Source organism: Gimesia maris (genome assembly GCF_008298035.1).
Lineage (GTDB): Bacteria > Planctomycetota > Planctomycetia > Planctomycetales > Planctomycetaceae > Gimesia > Gimesia maris.
In genome coordinates, this window is record NZ_CP042910.1 from 4,861,860 (window position 1) to 4,882,399 (window position 20,540).

General features: G+C 49.4%; 12 protein-coding genes and 1 tRNA gene. 7 read left to right on the plus strand and 6 right to left on the minus strand.

Annotated elements, in window-relative coordinates:
- Positions 1-65: 65 nt before the first annotated feature.
- From GmarT_RS17790 to GmarT_RS17800, 3 genes are all read right to left on the minus strand, one after another.
- A complete protein-coding gene (locus tag GmarT_RS17790) occupies positions 66-1,295 on the minus strand; it encodes a formylglycine-generating enzyme family protein (protein WP_002645574.1) in 1,230 nt (409 codons plus the stop codon).
- Positions 1,296-1,400: 105 nt separating this feature from the next.
- Positions 1,401-2,732, minus strand: a complete 1,332-nt coding sequence (locus tag GmarT_RS17795) for an HD domain-containing protein (RefSeq protein ID WP_002645573.1) — start codon at positions 2,730-2,732, stop codon at positions 1,401-1,403.
- Positions 2,733-2,770: 38 nt separating this feature from the next.
- Positions 2,771-3,433, minus strand: coding sequence for a nucleoside 2-deoxyribosyltransferase (locus GmarT_RS17800; RefSeq protein ID WP_002645572.1), 663 nt, complete (start codon positions 3,431-3,433; stop codon positions 2,771-2,773).
- Positions 3,434-3,634: 201 nt separating this feature from the next.
- Here GmarT_RS17800 and GmarT_RS17805 point away from each other — a divergent pair, with 201 nt between their 5' ends.
- Complete coding sequence (locus GmarT_RS17805; protein WP_002645570.1) at positions 3,635-5,761, plus strand: DUF2079 domain-containing protein; 2,127 nt, start codon at positions 3,635-3,637, stop codon at positions 5,759-5,761.
- A 186-nt stretch (positions 5,762-5,947) separates the two neighbouring features.
- Positions 5,948-7,621, plus strand: a complete 1,674-nt coding sequence (ettA, locus tag GmarT_RS17810; protein ID WP_002645569.1) for an energy-dependent translational throttle protein EttA — start codon at positions 5,948-5,950, stop codon at positions 7,619-7,621.
- A gap of 59 nt (positions 7,622-7,680) precedes the next feature.
- Here ettA and GmarT_RS17815 read toward each other — a convergent pair whose 3' ends face one another.
- On the minus strand, positions 7,681-8,538 hold the full coding sequence (locus GmarT_RS17815; protein WP_002645568.1) for a hypothetical protein: 858 nt from the start codon (positions 8,536-8,538) through the stop codon (positions 7,681-7,683).
- A gap of 355 nt (positions 8,539-8,893) precedes the next feature.
- On the opposite strand from GmarT_RS17815, the gene GmarT_RS17820 reads away from it, so the two are divergent.
- Complete coding sequence (locus tag GmarT_RS17820; protein ID WP_002645567.1) at positions 8,894-9,913, plus strand: Gfo/Idh/MocA family protein; 1,020 nt, start codon at positions 8,894-8,896, stop codon at positions 9,911-9,913.
- Positions 9,914-10,039: 126 nt separating this feature from the next.
- Here the strand turns inward: GmarT_RS17820 and GmarT_RS17825 are convergent, their stop codons facing one another.
- Together GmarT_RS17825 and GmarT_RS17830 are read right to left on the minus strand one after the other, a co-directional pair.
- Positions 10,040-10,360, minus strand: coding sequence for a hypothetical protein (locus tag GmarT_RS17825; RefSeq protein WP_002645566.1), 321 nt, complete (start codon positions 10,358-10,360; stop codon positions 10,040-10,042).
- Positions 10,361-10,497: 137 nt separating this feature from the next.
- Positions 10,498-10,776, minus strand: coding sequence for a Flp family type IVb pilin (locus tag GmarT_RS17830; protein WP_002645565.1), 279 nt, complete (start codon positions 10,774-10,776; stop codon positions 10,498-10,500).
- 588 nt (positions 10,777-11,364) lie between these two features.
- Between GmarT_RS17830 and GmarT_RS17835 the strand changes: the two genes are divergently transcribed.
- The 4 genes from GmarT_RS17835 (at position 11,365) to GmarT_RS17850 (ending at position 20,516) form a co-directional block, all read left to right on the plus strand.
- A tRNA-Gly gene (locus tag GmarT_RS17835) sits at positions 11,365-11,436 on the plus strand.
- 198 nt (positions 11,437-11,634) lie between these two features.
- The gene (gene tig, locus GmarT_RS17840; RefSeq protein ID WP_002645564.1) at positions 11,635-13,098 is read left to right on the plus strand and encodes a trigger factor; all 1,464 of its coding nucleotides are present in this window, start codon (positions 11,635-11,637) and stop codon (positions 13,096-13,098) included.
- 219 nt (positions 13,099-13,317) lie between these two features.
- Complete coding sequence (locus GmarT_RS17845) at positions 13,318-14,124, plus strand: SGNH/GDSL hydrolase family protein (RefSeq protein ID WP_002645563.1); 807 nt, start codon at positions 13,318-13,320, stop codon at positions 14,122-14,124.
- 245 nt (positions 14,125-14,369) lie between these two features.
- Positions 14,370-20,516, plus strand: coding sequence for a hypothetical protein (locus GmarT_RS17850; protein ID WP_002645562.1), 6,147 nt, complete (start codon positions 14,370-14,372; stop codon positions 20,514-20,516).
- Positions 20,517-20,540 lie beyond the last annotated feature (24 nt).

Below are 20,540 nucleotides of genomic sequence, written 5' to 3' on the forward strand. Positions count from 1 at the left end.
CGATTCCTGCAGGACCAGGAGACTCGGAACAAACAATGTTGCAAAAAAACAACACAGACCACTGCTCAGAAAGCGCTGTCTGTTTTTGTTTGTTCTGTTCCTGCTGTAGCGGACTTGAGATTAAGCACACAGCGAAAACCGACATCGGCAGGTGGGGTTCGCATATTCTCTCCCGCTCTCTTCCAGACTTCCCAGGAACTCTGGCCCCCGCGTACAACTCGCATACTGGGTTCGACGGCTCGCCGTGGTCCCTGCCAGTCACGAACGACACCTGCATCCGACAGAGCCAATGCTGCCTTATACGCATTTTTCGAATACCAGTCATCGCACCATTCGCGCGCATTTCCCGCCATGTCATAAACTCCGTAGGGACTGCGATCGCCGGGAAACGTTGCCACCGGATCAATTTGTCCCGGATGACGAGTCACCTGCCAGAGAGGCCTGCCACTCCCCCAGGGGTAGGAAAAACCCAGTTCCCCCCGCGCAGCTTTTTCCCATTGGGTCTCACGGGGAAGCTGTTTACCCATCGTTCGTGAATAATTGAGCGCGTCCGTATAAGAAACTCCCATCGCCGGCAAATTCGCGGGTTGAGAATCATTGCCTGCAGGCTCGGGGACCTTTCCTTTCTTTGCAATCATTTCTGAACGCCAGCGACGATACTGTTCCAGCGTTACTTCATGCACGTCAATATAAAAGGCATCCTGATAAACGGAAAACTGAGGCTTTGCATTCGCATCTCCCGCAACGACTCCCTGAACGGAAACACCTGCAGGCACCAGCACCATTTCACTGTAGTCTCCGTCACAACGAATTCGATTGGGAAGCCCCGATTGTGAATACCCGGCCTCTTTAATCACCGTAAAGCCTTCCGGCAATTTGAATGCAGGGTCCGATTGATTGGGTTCAGCCTCTGTACCGGTTTTGACAATAGAAAAACTGGAAGAATTGACTCCCGGTCCCGTCGGCAGCATCGCTACAAATTCATCTTTTGACTGAGCTGATGGATCCGATTTCTGAATTTCATAGTTGTGTACGTAATCGACTACTTCGAACTGATCGTTCGGATTCCCCACAGGCGCAGCCTGAGATTTATTTACATTTCTTTTCGGAGTCGGTTTGACACTGGGTGGTTTTAAAGTTGGTGCCCGCATATTAGAAGAAGCGTCGGTAGCCTGGCGAGGCTGTTGTGACTGCCTGACCGGTTCACTGTCTCCCCCGCATCCTGCGATGAACAGCAGAGAAAATCCCGCAATACCAGCACAGACTTTCGCTTTGCATTGATAATTTCGGACCATGTTCGAGACCAGCCATTTAAAAAAAGCGTCTGATAAAACTTCTGATATCCATAAGTCTATCACAGCAAGTTTATGAAAAACAGCGTTTTTTTTATCGCACGCAAATCATTCTGTGACTGACTCAATTAACATGCTTTCAAAATCATCCATTTGGACGCAAAGCCGGGCAATGTCGGGATGGGCAAAAACCCGCACCCGTTTCACAAAATCATCAAACTGCTTACGAGCCAGTGTATCTACAACCGGTGAGACGACATGCAGCGGTTGATATTTTGCTTCGCGTGAGGAATATATTTCGACATTGAACTCAACTTCGCGATGCGTGGGGGGGGCATCAATCAGAATATCCGTGGAGGCAACCTGTTGATGAAATCTCTGTGAAAGCCGTTTTGCCAGACTTTCGCTCCAGCGAACCAGGGAAGAAACCGGCTGATGCGCAATCAGTTTGAAAACTTCGGAAGATTCATAATAACTGAATTCAGCCACGCGTTTATACAACAGCCGCTTCGTACTGAAAATCCCTTCCACCAGGCGCTCACATTCCGTTCCGCGTGCCTGAGCACGTAGCACAGAAATGGAGTCGGCTTCCGTCAATTGAAAATAACTGGAAAGATCCAGATGCGGATACAGATGAAAGAAGGCACGCGCAAACATGGTACTGGCGGAACGAACGGCATGATGCCAGTAAACTTCGCTGAACATGACATAGCGGGCAAACACCATCAGTTCTGCCGCCGTTTTTCCCTTGGAACCAATCGCCAGGCCATCGCCGCCGGCATTAACCATCAATGACTGAATCAGTCTGTTTTTATCAAAATTTCGACCATAGGGAACACCAGCGTGCAGGCTGTCCCGATCAAGATAATCCATTTTATCGATATCAATTGGCCCGGAGAGAATCGAGCGGACCAGCCGCATTTCCGCAGTGTCTGAACTGGGTACTAATATGTCGAGTACTTCGGCCGGTTCAATCTCCCATTCTGTCCGCAGAATTTCTGCCAGTTCACGACCATCTGAAAGAAACTCTCTGGCAAATGATTCATGTCGTGGAATCCCTTCCAGCGACATATCTTCAATCAGATGACAAAAAGGCCAGTGCCCCAGATCGTGCAGCAAAGCCGCTGCGATCAGAACTTCTGCCGTATGCACATCAATCGTGGCAGTGAAACGCGGATCTTTGCCTAACTGCCAGAGATACTGCAGCGCATTCTGATATACGCCCAGTGCATGCTCGAACCGCGTGTGTGTTGCCCCCGGATAAACAAGGGCAGTAAAACCCAGCTGCGTGATATGCGACAGTCTGCGAAATTCAGCTGTATCGACCAGCGCCCGCACACGTTTTGTAAAAGGCACATCCTGCTGGTAGGGAATTCTCACCAGACCGCTGCCTGACTGCAGACTCGATAACTCCGGGATCTCTACATAAGGATGGTTCATAAGAATTTAATAGTTTTCCGGTCGCTTAATCTTACAGATCAGGCAAGAATTGTAGAGGGATCATTGGGAGCAAAGAGTTCTTCGACGACAGAGGCAATCATTTCATTATTTTCCTGTGCCCCTTCGGAACAGAGTGCTTTCCACAAAACCTGCCCCGCTTTGACAGCCTTTTGAACTTTAAGAGGTAACTGATCTGTCGAAACAGGAGACGTGATCCCCTGATTATTAATGGCTGCAGAAAGTGTATCAGGGATGAGACCAATTTCATCGACTGATTCAAATTCCACCATCCCCACCAGCAGCGGATTGACTCGGCCCTGAATCAGTGAGCGGACGTCATCCTGGTAGGCAATCAACGGTTTGCCCAGCACCCAGGCCATCGCTGCTTCAGAAACCGCGCCTTCATCCGGAGTACGACCATTCAGGTTCCAGACCATGGCCTCACACTCTATAACCAGCTGGTAAACATCCAGTGCAAAGATCGCTTCATGCAGAAACTGGGCAGCCGTCGGTGTATCCCAGTTACGTTCTACCAGTACATCCAGAATCAGTCGAAACTCCATGCCATCACGGTGAGGCAGATAGACTGTGTAACCAGACTCCATTAACTGGTCGGCGATCGCCGTCATTTCTTCACGCTCACTACGATTGAACAGCGGACCTGCACAGTAAACGCGAATCGACTCATCAGAATGTTTCATGGTCTAACCTGTAATGCTTCCCTGCTGAATGAAAACCATTTAGAATGTTGATTGAGAGGGGTTGTGCAGAGTATTGTAGCAAGCCCCCGTTTTTTTTCACCCGAATCAGATTTTTTTCAGGCTGCTTCTCTAAAAAACTGGTATTTGAACTGCCGTCCTGTCACGACTTTCTGCAATGTACCTGAATCCAGATCGAAATTCATGAACCAGCGTTCTGCCACCAAATCATCTATCGATAGCCGACAGTTTACCTTTGCCCTGCTCTGTATTCTACTCGGCAGTGGTTCTGTGACTCTGGCTTTACAGACGATCTTCGGGACTCAAGACATCGCGACCCTGTATGTGAGTGCCCCGCTCTGGCAGTTTCTGCTTCAGGTCTGGTCCGGTGAAATCGACCCGGCCAGTCAGACCGCCTACATTCCTTTCTTTCCTTTACTGCTCTATCTATTAACCGCTGCCTGTGGTTTCTGGATCATCGGTGCTTTCCTGATCTCTAAGATACATGGTCAACCCTTCTCAACAGTTTTAACAGACTGGGGCATCCGCGGATTTCGCTGGTGGCTGCTGCCTGCCGTCTGGGAAATATTGCGAATCACATGTTTCATTGTGGGCTGGAGCAGCGTCGAATCGATTGTACTGGCAACATCGCAATTCTGGTTTGCGATCAGCATCGCCGGCTGGCTGGCAACTTTCGCGAGTATGCTGATCCCATCACAGCACAATCATCCTGTCGCTGAACAAGAAGTCTCACCAAAGGTTCCCATCCCCTGCACCGCCTGGCTGATGATAGGTATTTTTACGATTCTTTTCACCTGGATGAACTGGCAATTATACAACGGGCTACTGATACCCCACGGCGACTCGGCCATGTATGAAGAGCACCTCTGGAACTTTTCTCATGGGAAAGGATTTCGCAGTTATCTGGATCAGGGGCTGTTCTGGGGGGAACACATTCAGTTCATTCATCTGTTCCTGCTTCCAGTCTATCTGATCTGGCCATCTCACCTGACGATGGAACTGTGCGAGACTGTTGCGCTGGCAGCAGGAGCAATTCCCCTGTATCGCATGGCGGTCAGAAACACTGAATCCACCACGGCAGGGAAAGCAATGGTGGCTGCCTATCTCTGTTATTTCCCTCTGCAGTTTCTGGACATAGCAATCGACCTGAAAACATTCCGTCCAATTTCATTCGGCGTTCCCGTACTTCTGTTCGCGCTGGAAGGCCTGGAACTGAAACGCTGGAAGACTGCAGCAATCCTCCTGTTGTTGTCATTAACCGCGAAAGAAGATTTCGCCATTATCCTGGGACCGCTGGGACTCTGGATCGCCTGGCAGCAATGGTGTGCGAGAAAGCAATTATCCACAGAATCAAAACGGAGTTTATTTCGTACAGTTGCACCGGGAATTGGTGTCTCTGTATTCGCGGTCCTTTATCTGCTGTTCGTTGTCAAATATGCGATCCCCTGGTTTCGAAGTGGCGAGCAGGTACACTATGTTGGCTACTTCAGCAATTTTGGCAGTACGCTGGGCGAAGTCGTTAAAAATATTCTCTTTAATCCAGGAATGCTGCTGGGGGAACTAATTCGACCCGATACATTGATTTATTTTCTGGCATTACTGGTCCCCCTGGGATTACTGCCAGTGTTGTCCCCCAGTAGAACTCTGGTCGCGTTGCCGCTGTTTGGCCTGCTCTGTCTGAATGAAATCGCTCATGATCCACGTCATCATTTTCATGCACCAATTGTCCCCATTCTCTGCTGGGCGACCGCCTTTGCACTGGGGAATATTCTAAAACTGCTGGAAGAACACAAATCCAGATTTAAAATCATCCCTGCCTCTGGACAGAACTTCGCCGTACACTTTCTCTGGAGTTCGTCGCTGGCAACAGCTTTCTTCTTCAGCCTGAGCCCACTGGGGCTCGTCTTTTGGGATTCCGGTTCGACATGGTATTGGAAACGGCTTTACGTTCCCGGTGAACGCGCAGCACAGTTTCCGAAAGTACTGGCACAGGTCCCGCCTGGGAGTCGCGTCGCTTCCACTGATTTTGTTCACCCCCGGTTCACCCATTTTGACCGCTCATATGATTACAGCAACTATCTCCGTAAGGTGAATGAGTACCAGTCAGGTGTTCCAGTTGATACAGATTATATTGTTATCGATACTCAACACCCCTATAGCGAAATTAAAACTCCTGATCAGATCCCTGAATACCACGATCACCCCGAACGTTGGGAGTTGCTTCCTGATCAAACCGATGGGTATTTCATCATCTTAAAGCGAAAACCGGAATCTGCTTCCTCACAAAAGCCGCTCCCCGCGCGCCCTTGAATTCTGCTTCCGGATGATTAAAATCAGCGCCGTTTACCGGGTTTTTTGACTATTTACGAGAGTAGTCCCCCGTTTCGAGTGACTTGCAGTGACCGTACAGCTATGGTATGCGGCATATCTCACAGATGCGTTCAATACTCATTTTTTAATCCAGATTATCCGTCCTGCAGGACAAGAGAATAAGTCATGGCTCAACAATACATTATGCAACTGGAAGGTGTTACCAAAGTCTTTGAACAGAAAGAGGTTCTGAAAGACATTTGGCTGTCCTTTTTCCCGGGTGCAAAAATTGGTGTCCTGGGTACGAATGGTGCGGGTAAAAGTACACTGCTGAAAATCATGGCAGGAGAGGATACCACCTTCTCTGGCGAGGCCCGTCCAGCCAAGGGAATCAAAATCGGTTACTTTAAACAGGAACCCGATTTAAACCCGGAACAGACAGTTGAAGAGTGTATCGCTGAAGCGGTGGCTGAATCTCAGGCCATTCTGGATCGTTACAATGAAGTCAACATGAAGTTCGGCGAAGACCCCAGTCCTGAAGAGATGGAAAAGCTGATCGAAGAGCAGGCAACACTGCAGGATCAGATTGACGCAGCTAATCTCTGGGAACTTGACCGTACACTCGAAATCGCCATGGATGCGATGCGGGTGCCCCCCGGTGATGCCGTGATCGGTACTCTCTCTGGTGGTGAGCAACGCCGTGTCGCCATGTGTAAAATCCTGCTGCAAAATCCGGATCTGTTACTGCTGGACGAACCGACAAACCATCTGGATGCGGAATCAGTCGCCTGGCTCGAACGTTATCTGCACACCTTCCAGGGTACCGTCGTCGCAATTACCCACGATCGCTACTTCCTGGATAACGTCGCTGGCTGGATTCTGGAGCTCGAACGCGGACGGGGCATCCCCTTTGAAGGTAATTATTCATCCTGGCTCGAACAAAAACAGGCACGTCTCGCGGTTGAAGAAAAACAGGAATCAAAACGGCAGAAATTCCTTAAGCGGGAACTGGAATGGGTCCGCATGTCTCCCAAGGCCCAGGCAACCAAGAACAAAGCCCGCGTTCAACGCTATGAAGAACTTGCCGCAGAAGATTACGCGAATCGGGACGATGCATCAGATATCCAAATTCCAATTTCCAGACCTCTGGGCAGCCGCGTACTCGTCGCTGAAAATCTGACCAAAGGTTTTGGTGATAAACTCTTGTTTGAAAATTTCAATTTTGAATTACCACGCGGCGGTATCGTCGGAGTGATTGGCCCGAACGGGGCCGGCAAAACAACTCTGTTTAAAATGATTATGGGACAGGAACAACCTGACAGCGGGACCCTGGAGTTAGGGGAAACGGTAGAGCTGTCGTATGTCGATCAGAGTCGCGATTCTTTGAATCCGAAGAAGACTGTCTACGAAGAAATTTCTCAGGGGCACGAACATCTGGTCGTAGGAAAATCGAGCATTCATGCCCGTACCTATGTTGGTCGATTCAACTTCAAAGGCCCCGATCAGCAGAAACTGGTTGGTGAATTGTCCGGTGGAGAACGCAACCGGGTCCACATGGCTAAACTTCTGCGATCCGGTGGAAACCTGCTGTTACTGGACGAACCAACCAACGATCTGGATGTCGATACGCTGCGATCCCTGGAAGAAGGCCTGGAGCATTATACCGGCTGTGCCCTGGTTGTCAGCCACGACCGCTGGTTCCTGGATCGACTGGCAACACACATCATCGCTTTCGAGGGAGACAGCCAGGTTCGCTGGTTTGAAGGCAACTACAAAATGTACGAAGCCAAACGGCATGAAGAACTGGGCAAAGATGCAGACTCACCGCATCGATTGCAGTTTAAACCACTTTCACGCTAATATTTTATTCTGACCAGAATTGAGATCAGACAGGGGACGTTCCAGGTCCCCTGTTTTTATTAGCGTCGATCTTGGCGAACACGACTCAATACAGGACTCTTATCTAAATCCTTTTTGGATTCCGGAAATGAATTCTTTTCCCGGGCTGCCAGTTTATGCGATTCTATCCTGGCAACCTCCACTATTTTTTTCGCTGCAATCAGCTGCGCTGGAGTAAAGTAGGGAACTCCACCACCGACGATCTGATGTTTCTTCTTACTGGCGAGTTCCTGCCAGCCCAGATGACTACTCAGATGCCAGGCGATGGCTTGCACCATTTCCAGATCATCACGTTTCGGATTAAATTTCTGCAGCACTAACACGAGTGCTTTATCTTTTACTTGAGATTCAATGGGCCGGAGTTCATATGTTTTGAGACTGGAGGGACAAGGTTTACCATGTTCCAGACAAACTGAACTGAGTTTTAATTTCACTGTTTGTTCAGGCGGAATTGTAAACAGGCCGTTGAAATCGATATTCTGATTATTACCGACTGGATTCAGGTTGCCCCCCACCGCCTGGCTGTCTCCCACCTGTGTCTGTGATCCTCCCTGCAAAGTTTGCAACAGTCCCGGGTTTGGTCCCGCCTGTGCCAAGATGTGTACCGAAGAAACGGCAGCAGGGACTTTGACGGTAAGCGGTTCCTTCGTCAGATTGGAAATGAGAACGGAGGAACTGTAAGCACTCATGGGGTAGACGCGGGCTCCCAGTTGATGGTCTTCAATCCCCTCAAACAGATCCACCTGGGGTGCATCCTTCTTGAGACTCAAGATGGTCATGGGACCTTTTTTAGGTGTGCCATTGACGGGCGCGACGGATGTACTACACATCAATAACACCATTCCAAGAACAACTGGCAACTGTATTCGTTTGACCATTTTTAACTCCTGTCTACCACATCACGCATCTGGTGATTCGGTATTAGTGTTCAATGCGAACGCATTTTTAGAACGCATATGTTCAAGGCGTGCACACAAGAAACGTGTTTGCCTCATTAAGCCCGGTGAATTTGAATAGTGATATGAGCGCGACTTAAAAACTGACGGGTAAACTGAACGACGAACACTTTACAGAACTTGAAAAGTCTGTGATATTGAGCAGAAAATACAAGAAACTAAGAATTGAATATTAGAAAAGACAAGCTGCTCGCTCTCTCAACAATAACGATTTGATTTGAAGATTTCAATTTTTTTTTCATAAATCTTTTTTCATACCGCTTTGGAACACATTTATATGAGAGACTCAAACCGGACCGTACGCTGGGGAATCCTGGGTACGGCTCGTATTGCAGAGAAAATCAGCGTCGCCATTCATCAGGCAGAGAATGCTGAATTAACCTGTGTCGCCAGTCGCGATTCTGCGAAAGCAGCTGCATGGGCAAAGAAACATCGGGTTAAACGCAGTGTTGGCAGCTATGAAGCTCTCCTGCATGACCCCGAAATCGACGCTGTCTACATCCCGCTCCCCCCTTCACTTCACGGCGAGTGGACTGTCCGTGCTGCAAAAGCCGGCAAGCACGTTCTTTGTGAAAAGCCACTGGCACTGAATGTAAATCAGGCGCGCGAAATGCGACGTGTTTGCCTGGAACACGAAGTGCAACTGATGGATGGGGTCATGTGGTATCATCATCCGCGAGCGAAAAAAATACTGGATCTGATCCGCAGTGATTCCCTCGGAGAACACCGTCGCCTTACCTCCGCGTTCACATTCTGCTGGGATACAATCCCTGAAAATGATCTCCGATTACAGCGAAACCTCGGCGGTGGCTCGTTGGGTGATCTGGGCTGGTATTGTATTGGAGCCGCCCTGTGGGCATTCAATGAACTGCCACAAAAAGTTTTTGGAACTGCAAGGCCTTACAATGATGTAGACCTTAACTTCTCCGGAATCATGTGGTTCAGCAAAGATCGCATCGCTTCCTTTGACTGTGGATTTGATGTCAGTATGCGTAAATGGTTTGAACTGGCCGGAACAAAAGCATCCCTGGTCTGCGACGATTTCACTCGTCCCTGGGAAAATACCACGCCACAATTTCGCATCACGGATTCTCAGGGGAATTCCACAAAGTATGAAACAGAAAACCCATTGCAGGAAACCTGCATGATCAATCATTTCTGTAAGATCATTCGCTCGGGACACCTCGAGCAGCAATGGCCCGATCTGGGAATTAACACTCAACGGGTTCTGAATGCTCTGGATTATTCGGCACGTACTGAAACCGTCGTGAACCTGGCAGATTTCTTTCCCAAATAAGCGCATAAAAAAAGGCACTCTCACCAGTTCGATGAGAGTGCCTGAGGTGGAGACCTCCGCCTCGATGCAAGCTTGCTTTCCTGCTCGGAAAGCCGGACGTTTTTATCAGCCATTCAAGGCCGTCCATCAGTTGTAGTAGCCGCTACCTTCTTTACGTGGTGAACGGTCGCAGACGATATCGTTCTCGCCATCGCAGAAGTCAACCTGGTCATGGAAGCTGCTGCCGTCCGTGCAGGCTTTATGGCCGTGAGCTCCCGCAACGTAGTAGCTCTGGTTAATCCGCCCGAAGGCACTCCCGACATCTTCCAGCTCCTGGTTGACGCCATGGGCGACTTCACTCAGCCCGACAATCATAGCCAGCACGGCGATGGTGGAAATCAGGACCAGCTCGGACGAGACAATAAAGCCGGCCTCGTCGTTCATTAAACGGATCAGCGTAGTTTTCATGGTGATGGACTCCGGAAAGAGAATTGGTTCATTTTTGTTTCGGGTGTTTCGAAGCCTGCAGGGGTGGTGAGGCCCTGCAGGCGGCTGTCGTTGGAAAGAAAGCACGTTTCGGGTAGTTGAAGAGTTCTGCCTGGGGATTACTGCACGTCCCACTGACCGGAGCAGAAGTCAGGGCAGTCGTTGAATCTGCTGCCATCGGTGCAGGCTTTGTGGCCATGTGCGTTGCTCAATTTGTAAGACTGATCGATACTGGCGAAGGCACTGCCGACATCTTCCAGTTCCTGGTTGACGTTGTTGGCGACTTCAGACAGTCCGACGATCATGGCCAGCACGGCGATGCTGGAGATGAGTACGAGTTCTGCAGAAACAATGAAGCCGGCTTCGTCGTTGATCAGTTGGTTGATAATGTTTTTCATCGTGGTGGTCTCCAAAGTGTATGAAAGGTTTGCATCGAGTGGTTTGTGTTTCAAAGTTGATAAAGGGATGTAAAGCAAGCTGAATACCAAAGGGGCCCAACCGTAAATCTTTTTTAACAAACTGTTCAGAACTGGAATCGTAAGTGGTTACTGTAAAGGGAGATAAAAAAACCAGACTCAGCAGGATATTTTTGGTACCGCTCTGAAACGGATGTCTGCCACTTGAGGCGAAAAAGCAACACGCCGAGAGCAACCGGCTGTCAATCACACGTAACCGGTTAATATTTAATTACTTAGCGCAAAGATGCCTGAAAGCAACACGTGGGAAATCGGCAACACAGGTCCCAATTGTCCTCAGTTCACCCTGAGAGGAGTCGGTATAATTAATTCAATTGTCAGAGTCTGATTGTAATGGACCGTGGAGAGTGTAGTTTCACTGCAAAAAATCAAAAAAGTGTCTGATATCCACGATTTACTTCCGCTCGTACTCTTGACCTCAGCGGATAACAAGACATAATCTGAGGCACAGGAAGCAAGTACCACTACCAACGGTGACATATTCACTAAAGGTCAGGTACAGGCCGACTCGCGGGTGTAGCTCAGTGGTAGAGCACCACGTTGCCAACGTGGCTGTCGAGGGTTCAAATCCCTTCACCCGCTCTTTTTTTTCGCATGCAGAATCTCAGGGACAGAAACCGAGCCCCCATCTTATTTGAATGCGGGGCTTTTCATACTTTAAGTAGTATCACCCAATACGCAACGTCGCAGCTGGCTGCTGCCACCCTCAGATTGAGTGCCGTTTTTAGGTAATGCCCCATTGCTGTTTCCAACACACAAGTAAAAGAAAAGGATTGGACCGTGTCTGACGAACTCGCAACAACAGAAGAAACCGTCTCAGCGGATGGCGAGTACAAGATGTCCGTGACCGCCAAAATCGATGAGGTAGGTCCCTGTAAAAAACATGTAACCGTAACGGTTCCTCGCGCTGATATTGACCATTATTACTCAGAGTCTGTCTCCGAGCTTGGTGGCCAGGCAACAGTCCCCGGTTTCCGTGTAGGACATGTGCCAACCAAGCTGATTGAAAAACGCTTCCGTCAGGAACTTTCTGACCAGGTAAAACAACGGGTCTTAATGGAAAGCCTGGAATTGATCGCGGAAGATAATGATCTTGACCCGATCAACGAACCTACAATTGATATTGAAAGCCTGGAAATTCCGGAAGACGGCGAATTCACTTTCGAATTCGAAGTGGAAGTTCGCCCTGATTTCAAACTTCCTGAATACAAAGGTTTGAAACTGGAACGTCCTGCACGTGAGATCGCAGATAAAGACGTTGACGAATACCTGACTCGCTTCCTCGGCCAGTACGGCGAAATGGAAGAGCGCAAAGGCGCCGCTGAAAAAGAGGACTACCTGGAGCTTTCCATCAAATTCGAACACGATGGCAAACACCTCAGCGAAATCGCCGAACTGGTTGTTCCCCTGCGTCCTGTATTGCGTTTGCATGATGCCGAAATCACTAACTTTGGTGAACTGATGACTGGCGTCAAAACTGGTGACACCCGCGAAACCGAAGTGGAAGTTTCCGGCGAAGCAGATCAGATCGAGATGCGGGGCGAAAAAGTCAAAGCCCTGTTTACCGTCAAAAGCGTCAAGTTTATTCAAACTCCAGAAATCAACGAAGAACTGCTGGAACGGATCGGTGCCGAATCTGAAGAAGAACTCCGGGAAGAAGTCAAGAATATCCTGGAACGCCAGCTGACTTACGAACAACGTCAGTCTACCCGTTCTCAGGTTCTGGACAAGATCACAGAATCTGCCGACTGGGATCTGCCGGAAACACTCGTCTCCAAGCAGGTTGAGAACGCACTGCGTCGTGAAATTCTGGAAATGCAACAGGCTGGATTCTCCCGCCAGGATATTCAGGCTCGCGAAAATGAATTACGTCAAAAAGCCATTTCGACTACGCGTCAGGCTCTGAAGGAACATTTTGTACTCGACAAAATCGCGACCACAGAAAACCTCGAAGTACAACCTTCTGAAATTGACATGGAAATTTACTACATGGCAATGCAGCAGGGTGAAAGCCCACGCCGGATTCGGGCCCGCATGGTCAAATCTGGAATGATCGAAAACCTGGAAGCACAGCTGCGTGAACGAAAAGCAGTTGACGTCATTCTGGAAAAAGCAGAATACACCGATGTTAAAATGAAACCACAAGAAGAAAATAAAATCTCTGCCGTGGCACGTTCGGTCTGCTCCAGCTTCTCGGCTTCTGCTGCAGAAGAGGAAGAAACTGAAGAAGCAGACGAAGAATAATTTCTTCACCGGTTTCCTAAAAATTGATTTACCCGAAGCGACACTGTTGATGCAGTGTCGCTTTTTTATTTGGACCGGAATCTCTCTCAGTTTCCGTCCATGGGCCTGGTCCAACTCATCATAATAACAATCAGTCTATTCGAATAAACAGAATGTATTAAAATATCAGCCTGATCCTGAATACATAGAATCCAAATACACTACAGGTACCATGCAACGATGACTGCTGCACCGGGAGAGATCTCTCATACCAGTCCCCCGATCATTTTACTCGGGGCAAGTAATCTGACTCGTGACTTCCCGCTGATCCTGCGATTGCTGCAATCCTCCCTGAAATCCCCACTGGATATCTACACGGCAATGGGACACGGAAGATCCTATGGCAACTGGAGTCGTGTCCTCTATCGGGCCTTGCCTGGAATAACCCGCTGTCAACTCTGGGACGCATTCCCCACCGCGCTGACAGAGAAGTCCACTCCTCGGGCATTGTTAACTGACATCGGCAACGACCTGATCTATGGTCAATCTACTGATACCATTCTGGGCTGGGTCGAACACTGTATAAAACAGCTTAAGGAACATCAGGCACAGATCACAATCACCCTGCTTCCGGAGGCCAGTCTCGCGCAGCTCTCATCCTGGAGGTTTGAACTGACGCGACGACTCTTCTTTCCCAGTAACCCGGCTACTCTGGCAGACCTCAAAATCAAAGTCAGAGATTTAAACCAGAGCCTGATCAAGCTCGCGGATCAGGACAAAATTTCGGTCGTAACTGCCCCCAGAGATTGGTATGGTTTTGATCCGATTCACTATCGCTATTCTCAGCGAGTCAATCTCTGGAAAACGATTCTTTCTCATTGGGATCTGCCTGAACTGAACGCAATGACTGCCCGTAATCACTGGTTCGATTCATTTTATTCTATTACTCGGTTAACCCCTTCTACCAGGCGTCGGTGGGGAAAGCTGAAGGAGAAACCACAACCGGCTCGCATTTTGAGAGAGGGCACTCGAATTTCCGTTTTTTAAAGCACGATTGCGAGCCATAGCTCCCCTAACAGATATCCGAACAATATCTCAGCAGGAGTAAATCACGACTCAGATGCAGGTCAAAAAGACCTAATCTGTTGCCATTCTGGAAGTTAGTAAAATAATGTTGATATAATTTGAACTAAAATAAAGTTAGAAAGTGATATATTGGAAATTCGGACGCCTGATTAATTATGTAGCACTACGATTACTCATGACGCTCATCATCTTTAGAAAGCAGCAGTATGGCTGGTATCTTCTACCTCAGCATTTTGATTGGCTTGATGATCATCACCGTGGTAGGACATGGTATCTGGGTACTGATTGCTTCACTTTTCCGAGCCTCTTCGACCCTTAAATCCCTGAGTGATGAATCTGCCCACGCCCCCTCTGTACAACCACCTCTGGAAATCACTTTCAACGAGGATCGACAGATTGCGCAACGTTATCTGCGACGACTGTATTATGAAGGGAAGATTCCCGAGCAGGAATTTCAGAAACTGCTCCACTATACGACCGAAGAATTCATTTCGCCGACGCGTCCTGAACCTGCACCATCACCTCAATCGACTCAACCCATGGCCAAAGTCAGGACCGAGTCACCAGTCCCCACTCCTGTTGAACCAGAAATCGCAGCTGAAGAAGTCACAGACTTTCTGGATGAGAGTGATTTTCTAGAAGACTCTGCGACTCAACTCAAACCGGAAATTTTCTCACTCTCGTCACAGAAACTAACCCAGCAGAGTAAGAGCCTCGAACCACCAACAGAAAAAAGAGCGATTGGCTCTCTGTTGAACGCGTTCATGGAAGATAAAAATATTCGCTGGGGAGAACTGGTCAGTGGCCTGCTGATTGTCGGCAGCGCTATCGGGCTGGTCGTGAGCCTCTGGTCGACACTCAAAAACCAGATCCCCTATCTGCCGGCTCTGCTCTTCCTGTTGGCAACAGCTGCTATCCATGGAGCGGGTCTGTATACATTCAAACGCTGGAAACTGGAATCAACGAGTCGCGGCCTGTTATTGATTACCGTGCTACTCGTTCCACTTAACTTCCTGGCCGGGATTCGTCTCTCCGATCATCGACCGGCAACCGACCCGCTCTTTATTCTGGCAATCAGTATCGGATTTGCCGCGTTTGGCTGGATGGTCAGTTCCGCCAGTCGTATCCTCGTCAGTTTTGGTCGATTTCCCTTACTGGGGATCGTACTGGGAACATCAGCAGGACAGTTGATTATTTCCCGGGTGGCATCCAGTGAGCCTACCTTTTTACAGACGAACCTTCTGGCAATCCTGCCAGCAGGATGTTTTATCGTCGGCGTGGCCCTGATCCTCAAGCAGACGTTGAAGTGGAAGGAGGTCACAGATTCCCGAGCCCGGGAACTGGTCACACTCGGCGGTCTGTCCGTCTTCGCTGTACTGGCCCCCTGCTGGTTGCTGATCTGGAACACAACGAACCGCCTCGAAACGTTTTCCTGCCTGACTCCTTTATTCAGCCTGATGGAAATTCTACTGTTGGGCCTGGGACTGGTCCTGCATCACCGGAAGAATGGAGATGCTACTCCCCACTGGGCGTTGACGGGTTCTTCCATCGCCATCTTTTCCGCTTTAATGATCTTGATCAATTTTGCGATCGCCTGGCCACGCGTTGACATTCTGATTGTCCTGGGGATTGTCAATTGCATCAGTCTGTCGAGCCTCGCTATCCAGGGACGGTTTGCTCTCTGTCAGATCCCAGCATTGATTTCTGCAGCCATTGCCGGCCTGCTGGGCTTTCATCTTCTCACCGGTACGATCACCTGGGAGGGCACCTCACAGACAGCACTCATCGAAGCACTGCTGCTGGGACGCAGTTCGATCGTGCTTGCGATCTTTACTATTCTGACCACTGCAGGTGCATTATTTTTAAATCGAACAGGAAAACAGGAAGACGCCCGCTACTTCCTGTACACCGCGGGATGTTTTTCAATCCTCTCAACTTTGATCGCAGCGTATGCCGGTTTTATTACTCAGACTGATTTAAACTGGACCACGCTCGCGTTGCTGATGAATACGATATTCTGTCTTCTGGCCAACTGGCGAGTACAAAGAAAGTCTCTCTCCGCTATTGCATCGTTCCTCGGCTTTCTGACACTCCAACATGCACTCTGCCTGAATCTCTCGATTCGGGATGGACTCTCCCATTTGAAACTGTTTCCTGACGCGCCTTTTGTCTGGGGATGTTTCATCCATGCTACGACAGGACTGCTGTTTCTGATTGGACTGCATTACTGGTGTCGGAACAGAAACCCCACTCAACCCGCCTGGTCGCTGATTCCAGTGAAGTCGAATCACTTTACCAGACCGATGATTGCTGGATCAGTATGCACATCGCTGCTCATGATACCCTACGTGCTGTTACAAAACCTGTCTGCAGAAATGCACGCATTTTATTCGTTCTGGCTGATGCTGATCTGGATCTCCATAGCGTTGATTTTAAAATCCGATCGCTGGTTTCTGTGTTCGCAGTTCGCAGGAACAGCCGGCAGTCTGTATTCTGCAACAGCCATCGGTATGCGATACCGCCTCTGGGAAGGCGATGGTTTTGAACACCCCCGTTTCTGGCTGATTCACATCCTGGCTGTCATAATCTGGATTCTGGTAGGGTCAGTCATCCATTCGAAAAAGTATTCTCGGAATATGCTGGGAGCTCTCTCGCGCAGCGCTCGCAGGAATCTACAACCGGCCTTGCTGGCTGGATCGATCATGGCAACAGGCTTCGTCCTTTGCGCCGCCCTGTACCCGGCAATTCTAACTCAGTTGAAGGATTCCTACGCGATTGCAGCGATTCACCGTCTTGCCATTCCCTTTCTGGCAGTTTTCTTCATATACATTATGGTATTAGTCGGTATTGTCCTGACCAGTCCAAAACCAAAGCGACTGCACTCGCTACCCGGATTGATTATGGCATTGCTACTGCTGATTATTGTCTCCAACATAAGTGGCTTCGATCAGTATCTGCCTCTCTTCAGCTTTCAGCTTAAATTTGCCTCCGAAGCCTTCAGTTACTGGAGCTGGCTCTGCCTCAGTTTGCTGATCGTGGCCTGCCTGCCTTATCTTAACAGTCGCTTTCAATCAGGAACGGCGCTGGGGGTCCTGTTTATCTCCTATCTGGTTCCTTTCCTGATCGCCGGATATTTTATAGAACAGAATTGTGCAGCAGATATTTTGCGGTGGGGTTTAAGTCTGTACTCGCTGGCAATGATGCTGCTGATCATCAAATCGGAATCGCTTCTGAATCATCTGAAAGTTAAAGAAATTCGATTGCGATATTTGCCTCGACTGCTGGCGGATAAAACAACCTGGCGTAATCTGAGCGTGCTGGGGGTCACTTTGCCACTATCCGTAATCACCATCTTTCAGATCAATGGTTACTGGTTGGATTTTTCCCATGATCCGCAGCTTGTTTCTATATCAGATCGCGTCATACCCATGCTGACATTCTGTATGCCTCTCATACTCCTGCTGGTATCGGTGGTCTGCTATGCGATTCATTTTCGATCAGCAGGCTGGATGTTGATGGGTTCTCACTTCCTGGCATTGGTTGTCATCACGGGAACGATCATGAGCTTCACCGAACCCATCTCCTCCTTTGGAGCGGCTTCCTGGCTTCGAACATCCATCTTAACGGGTCTCGCATCTTCACTGTATGGTCTCTGCTGGCTGAAGCTGCTACCGAAAATCAGCCCGGAATTGAAAACACCTCTCACACTGACACCTGTTAACTGGCCTCTGATTCGCGTACATGCTGTTACCATGCTCTGCCTGATTGCCGGACCTTACCTGCTCCCATTTTTGATGAATCTGTCAAACCCTCTACAGGATTGGGAAAAATTCTTTCCTCAGATTCCACGAACCGTGCTGGTGTCACTCGGTCTGGCAACCGGGTTCCTCTGGTGGTTTTCGCGACGCTTCACCAGCAGCCTGTTGACTAACGGCATGACATTTCTCGGTTGTGCCTCGATTGGATTCGCAACAATTCTTTTCCGCCAGCACTCTGAAATGCCTGCCTGGAAAATCAATTTCCTGATGGAAGCGGGATTGATACTGGTAGGAAGCCTCCATACATTCAGTTTCCTGTTGAAACATCGATTGAATAATCAGCCCTCAGAAGCACTGCCAAGCGTCAGACGGCATTTCTACTGGAGTCAGGTTCTGGTCGTGACGCTGTTTCTGTACGCGTTTCGAGGAGCCTGGTACGATGCGCTGAGACCTCTGCCTGCAACAACCATCGCCGGCTTTGGAACGCTGGTTTATTTCCTGCTGGGCATTTCTCTTCGCAAAGAATTTCTGAAATACGCATCGCTGGCATCTGCGTTGCTGGGGACACTTTTTTTTGTGACTGCCACCTGGAATCTACAGACCGATTCCGTCTCTGCGCAACAGGCAATTGATCTGGTTAAATGGATGATCACAACGGCTGCCGTCATATCCGGGTGCTGGCTGACAATTGATCTGTATCAGATGCAACGGGCCAAAAAGGACATCACAACGGTTGAATCGCCGGCCCTCCAGCAGATCATCTCGCGAATTCTGACATTCACGATCCTGTTCTACACCCTCCTGATCACAGTCACTCGATCATTTCTGTTACAATCAGAAGTCCCCGTCATTCGCGATCTTGCAGGCTGGGCCACCTTACTGTCAGTGACACTGCTATTAATCGCTTTACTCTGGGATCCGAAAAGTCGCTACAGCCTGCAGGCACTTTTTCTCATAGGCATCTGTTATATCGGTACTTTCCTGAGTAACGAAACAGAACTTCGTCTGCTGGCGCAACACTCGGGGCTGGCTGTTTCCGGTTATGCCTGTCTGATTGGAATCCTGTGGCGGTTACGTGGCGCTGTGATACCGCTCACTCACAGCCTCAGAATGCCAAAGCAAATTCAGCATTCCAGCCGCTGGTTGCCTTCCGCAATCACAATCCTCGCCGTTTATTCGATCCTGGCTCTGCTCCACAGTGTACTGAGTTTTGAAGAATCAAGTCTACGGTGGTGGTCGGTGGCAGGAACCTTGATTACAGGATTTGCTTTTTATGCATTCAGTGATCTCAGTGAGTATTCCCTGCCGTTTAAGAAACGAACCCTGTTGGCATCCGGTATCGGTTTTGTCTATGCTGGCTGGGTTTTGCTCCCGGTAAAAAACAACTTTTACTGGCTCGATCATTTGATTCGTCTGCTGGAAGTTGTTTCCGTGCTGAGTCTGATTCTGACTGTCATCCAGGTCAAATGGAGATCCCTCACAGCCGACTGGTCGGAAGCCGTTCGTATAAGTTCACGCACATTTTTGTCAGCAGCGGGTTTCTCGCTTTTCTCTATTCTGATCTCAGAAGCAGGATTTCGAATCGCTGGAATTCCTCTGCAACTCTCCGCTGCCAGGATTGGTGTCGTTTCTCTGACGCTGGTTTCTTTATCTGCCGCCCTGATCCTGATGGCAGCAATTCCCAAATACGATCCCTTTCAATTATCCCTGAAACGGCGGATGTGGTATGTGTATGCAGCCGAAATCGTGCTGGCACTGCTGTTCCTGCACATCTACCTGACCATGCCCGAACTGTTCCGCGGGTACCTGCTCCCTTACTGGCCATACATTGTGATTGCCATTGCCTTCGCAGGCGCGGGAGTCGGTGAATTATTCGATCGTATCGGCCTGAATGTACTCTCTGAACCGCTACAGCGAACGGGAACTTTCCTTCCCTTACTCCCGGCACTCAGCTTCTGGATTCACGCTGCCTCTCATGAGCAGTCACCCATTGTGGGCGAGTATTCGATGGTTCTGCTGTTAATTGGAATCGTGTATGTCACGATGAGCTTATGGCGAAAATCGTTCGTCTACACAACTCTGGCAGCACTTGCCGGCAATGGTGCCTTGTGGGCCTTCTGGATGGAACAGGGGCAGGTCTTTACGCAACATCCTCAACTCTGGTTGATCCCCCCTGCCCTCTCCGTGCTGATCGCCACGCACTTGAATCGAGAGAAACTCAACACAGCACAACTGACTGCCATCCGATATTTCGCCACGATGTCCATCTATATCAGTTCGACGGGAGACATGTTTATCGCGGGCGTCGCGAACAGCCTGTGGCCACCCGTGATCCTCTGCAGCCTGTCAGTGCTGGGTGTCTTCGCCGGAATGATGTTCCGGGTACGCGCCTTCCTCTATGCCGGATCGTCATTTCTGGTGCTCTCGATAGTGAGTATGATCTGGCATGCTTCCCAGTCGCTGGGTCATGTCTGGCCGTGGTGGGCGTTTGGAATCAGCCTGGGGATCTGCATCCTGACTCTGTTCGGGATGTTTGAGAAACGCAGAAACGAAATGCTGGAACTGGTGGGTCAGCTCAAAACATGGGACCGTTGACCGGCTGCTGTGAATCCGGACGAT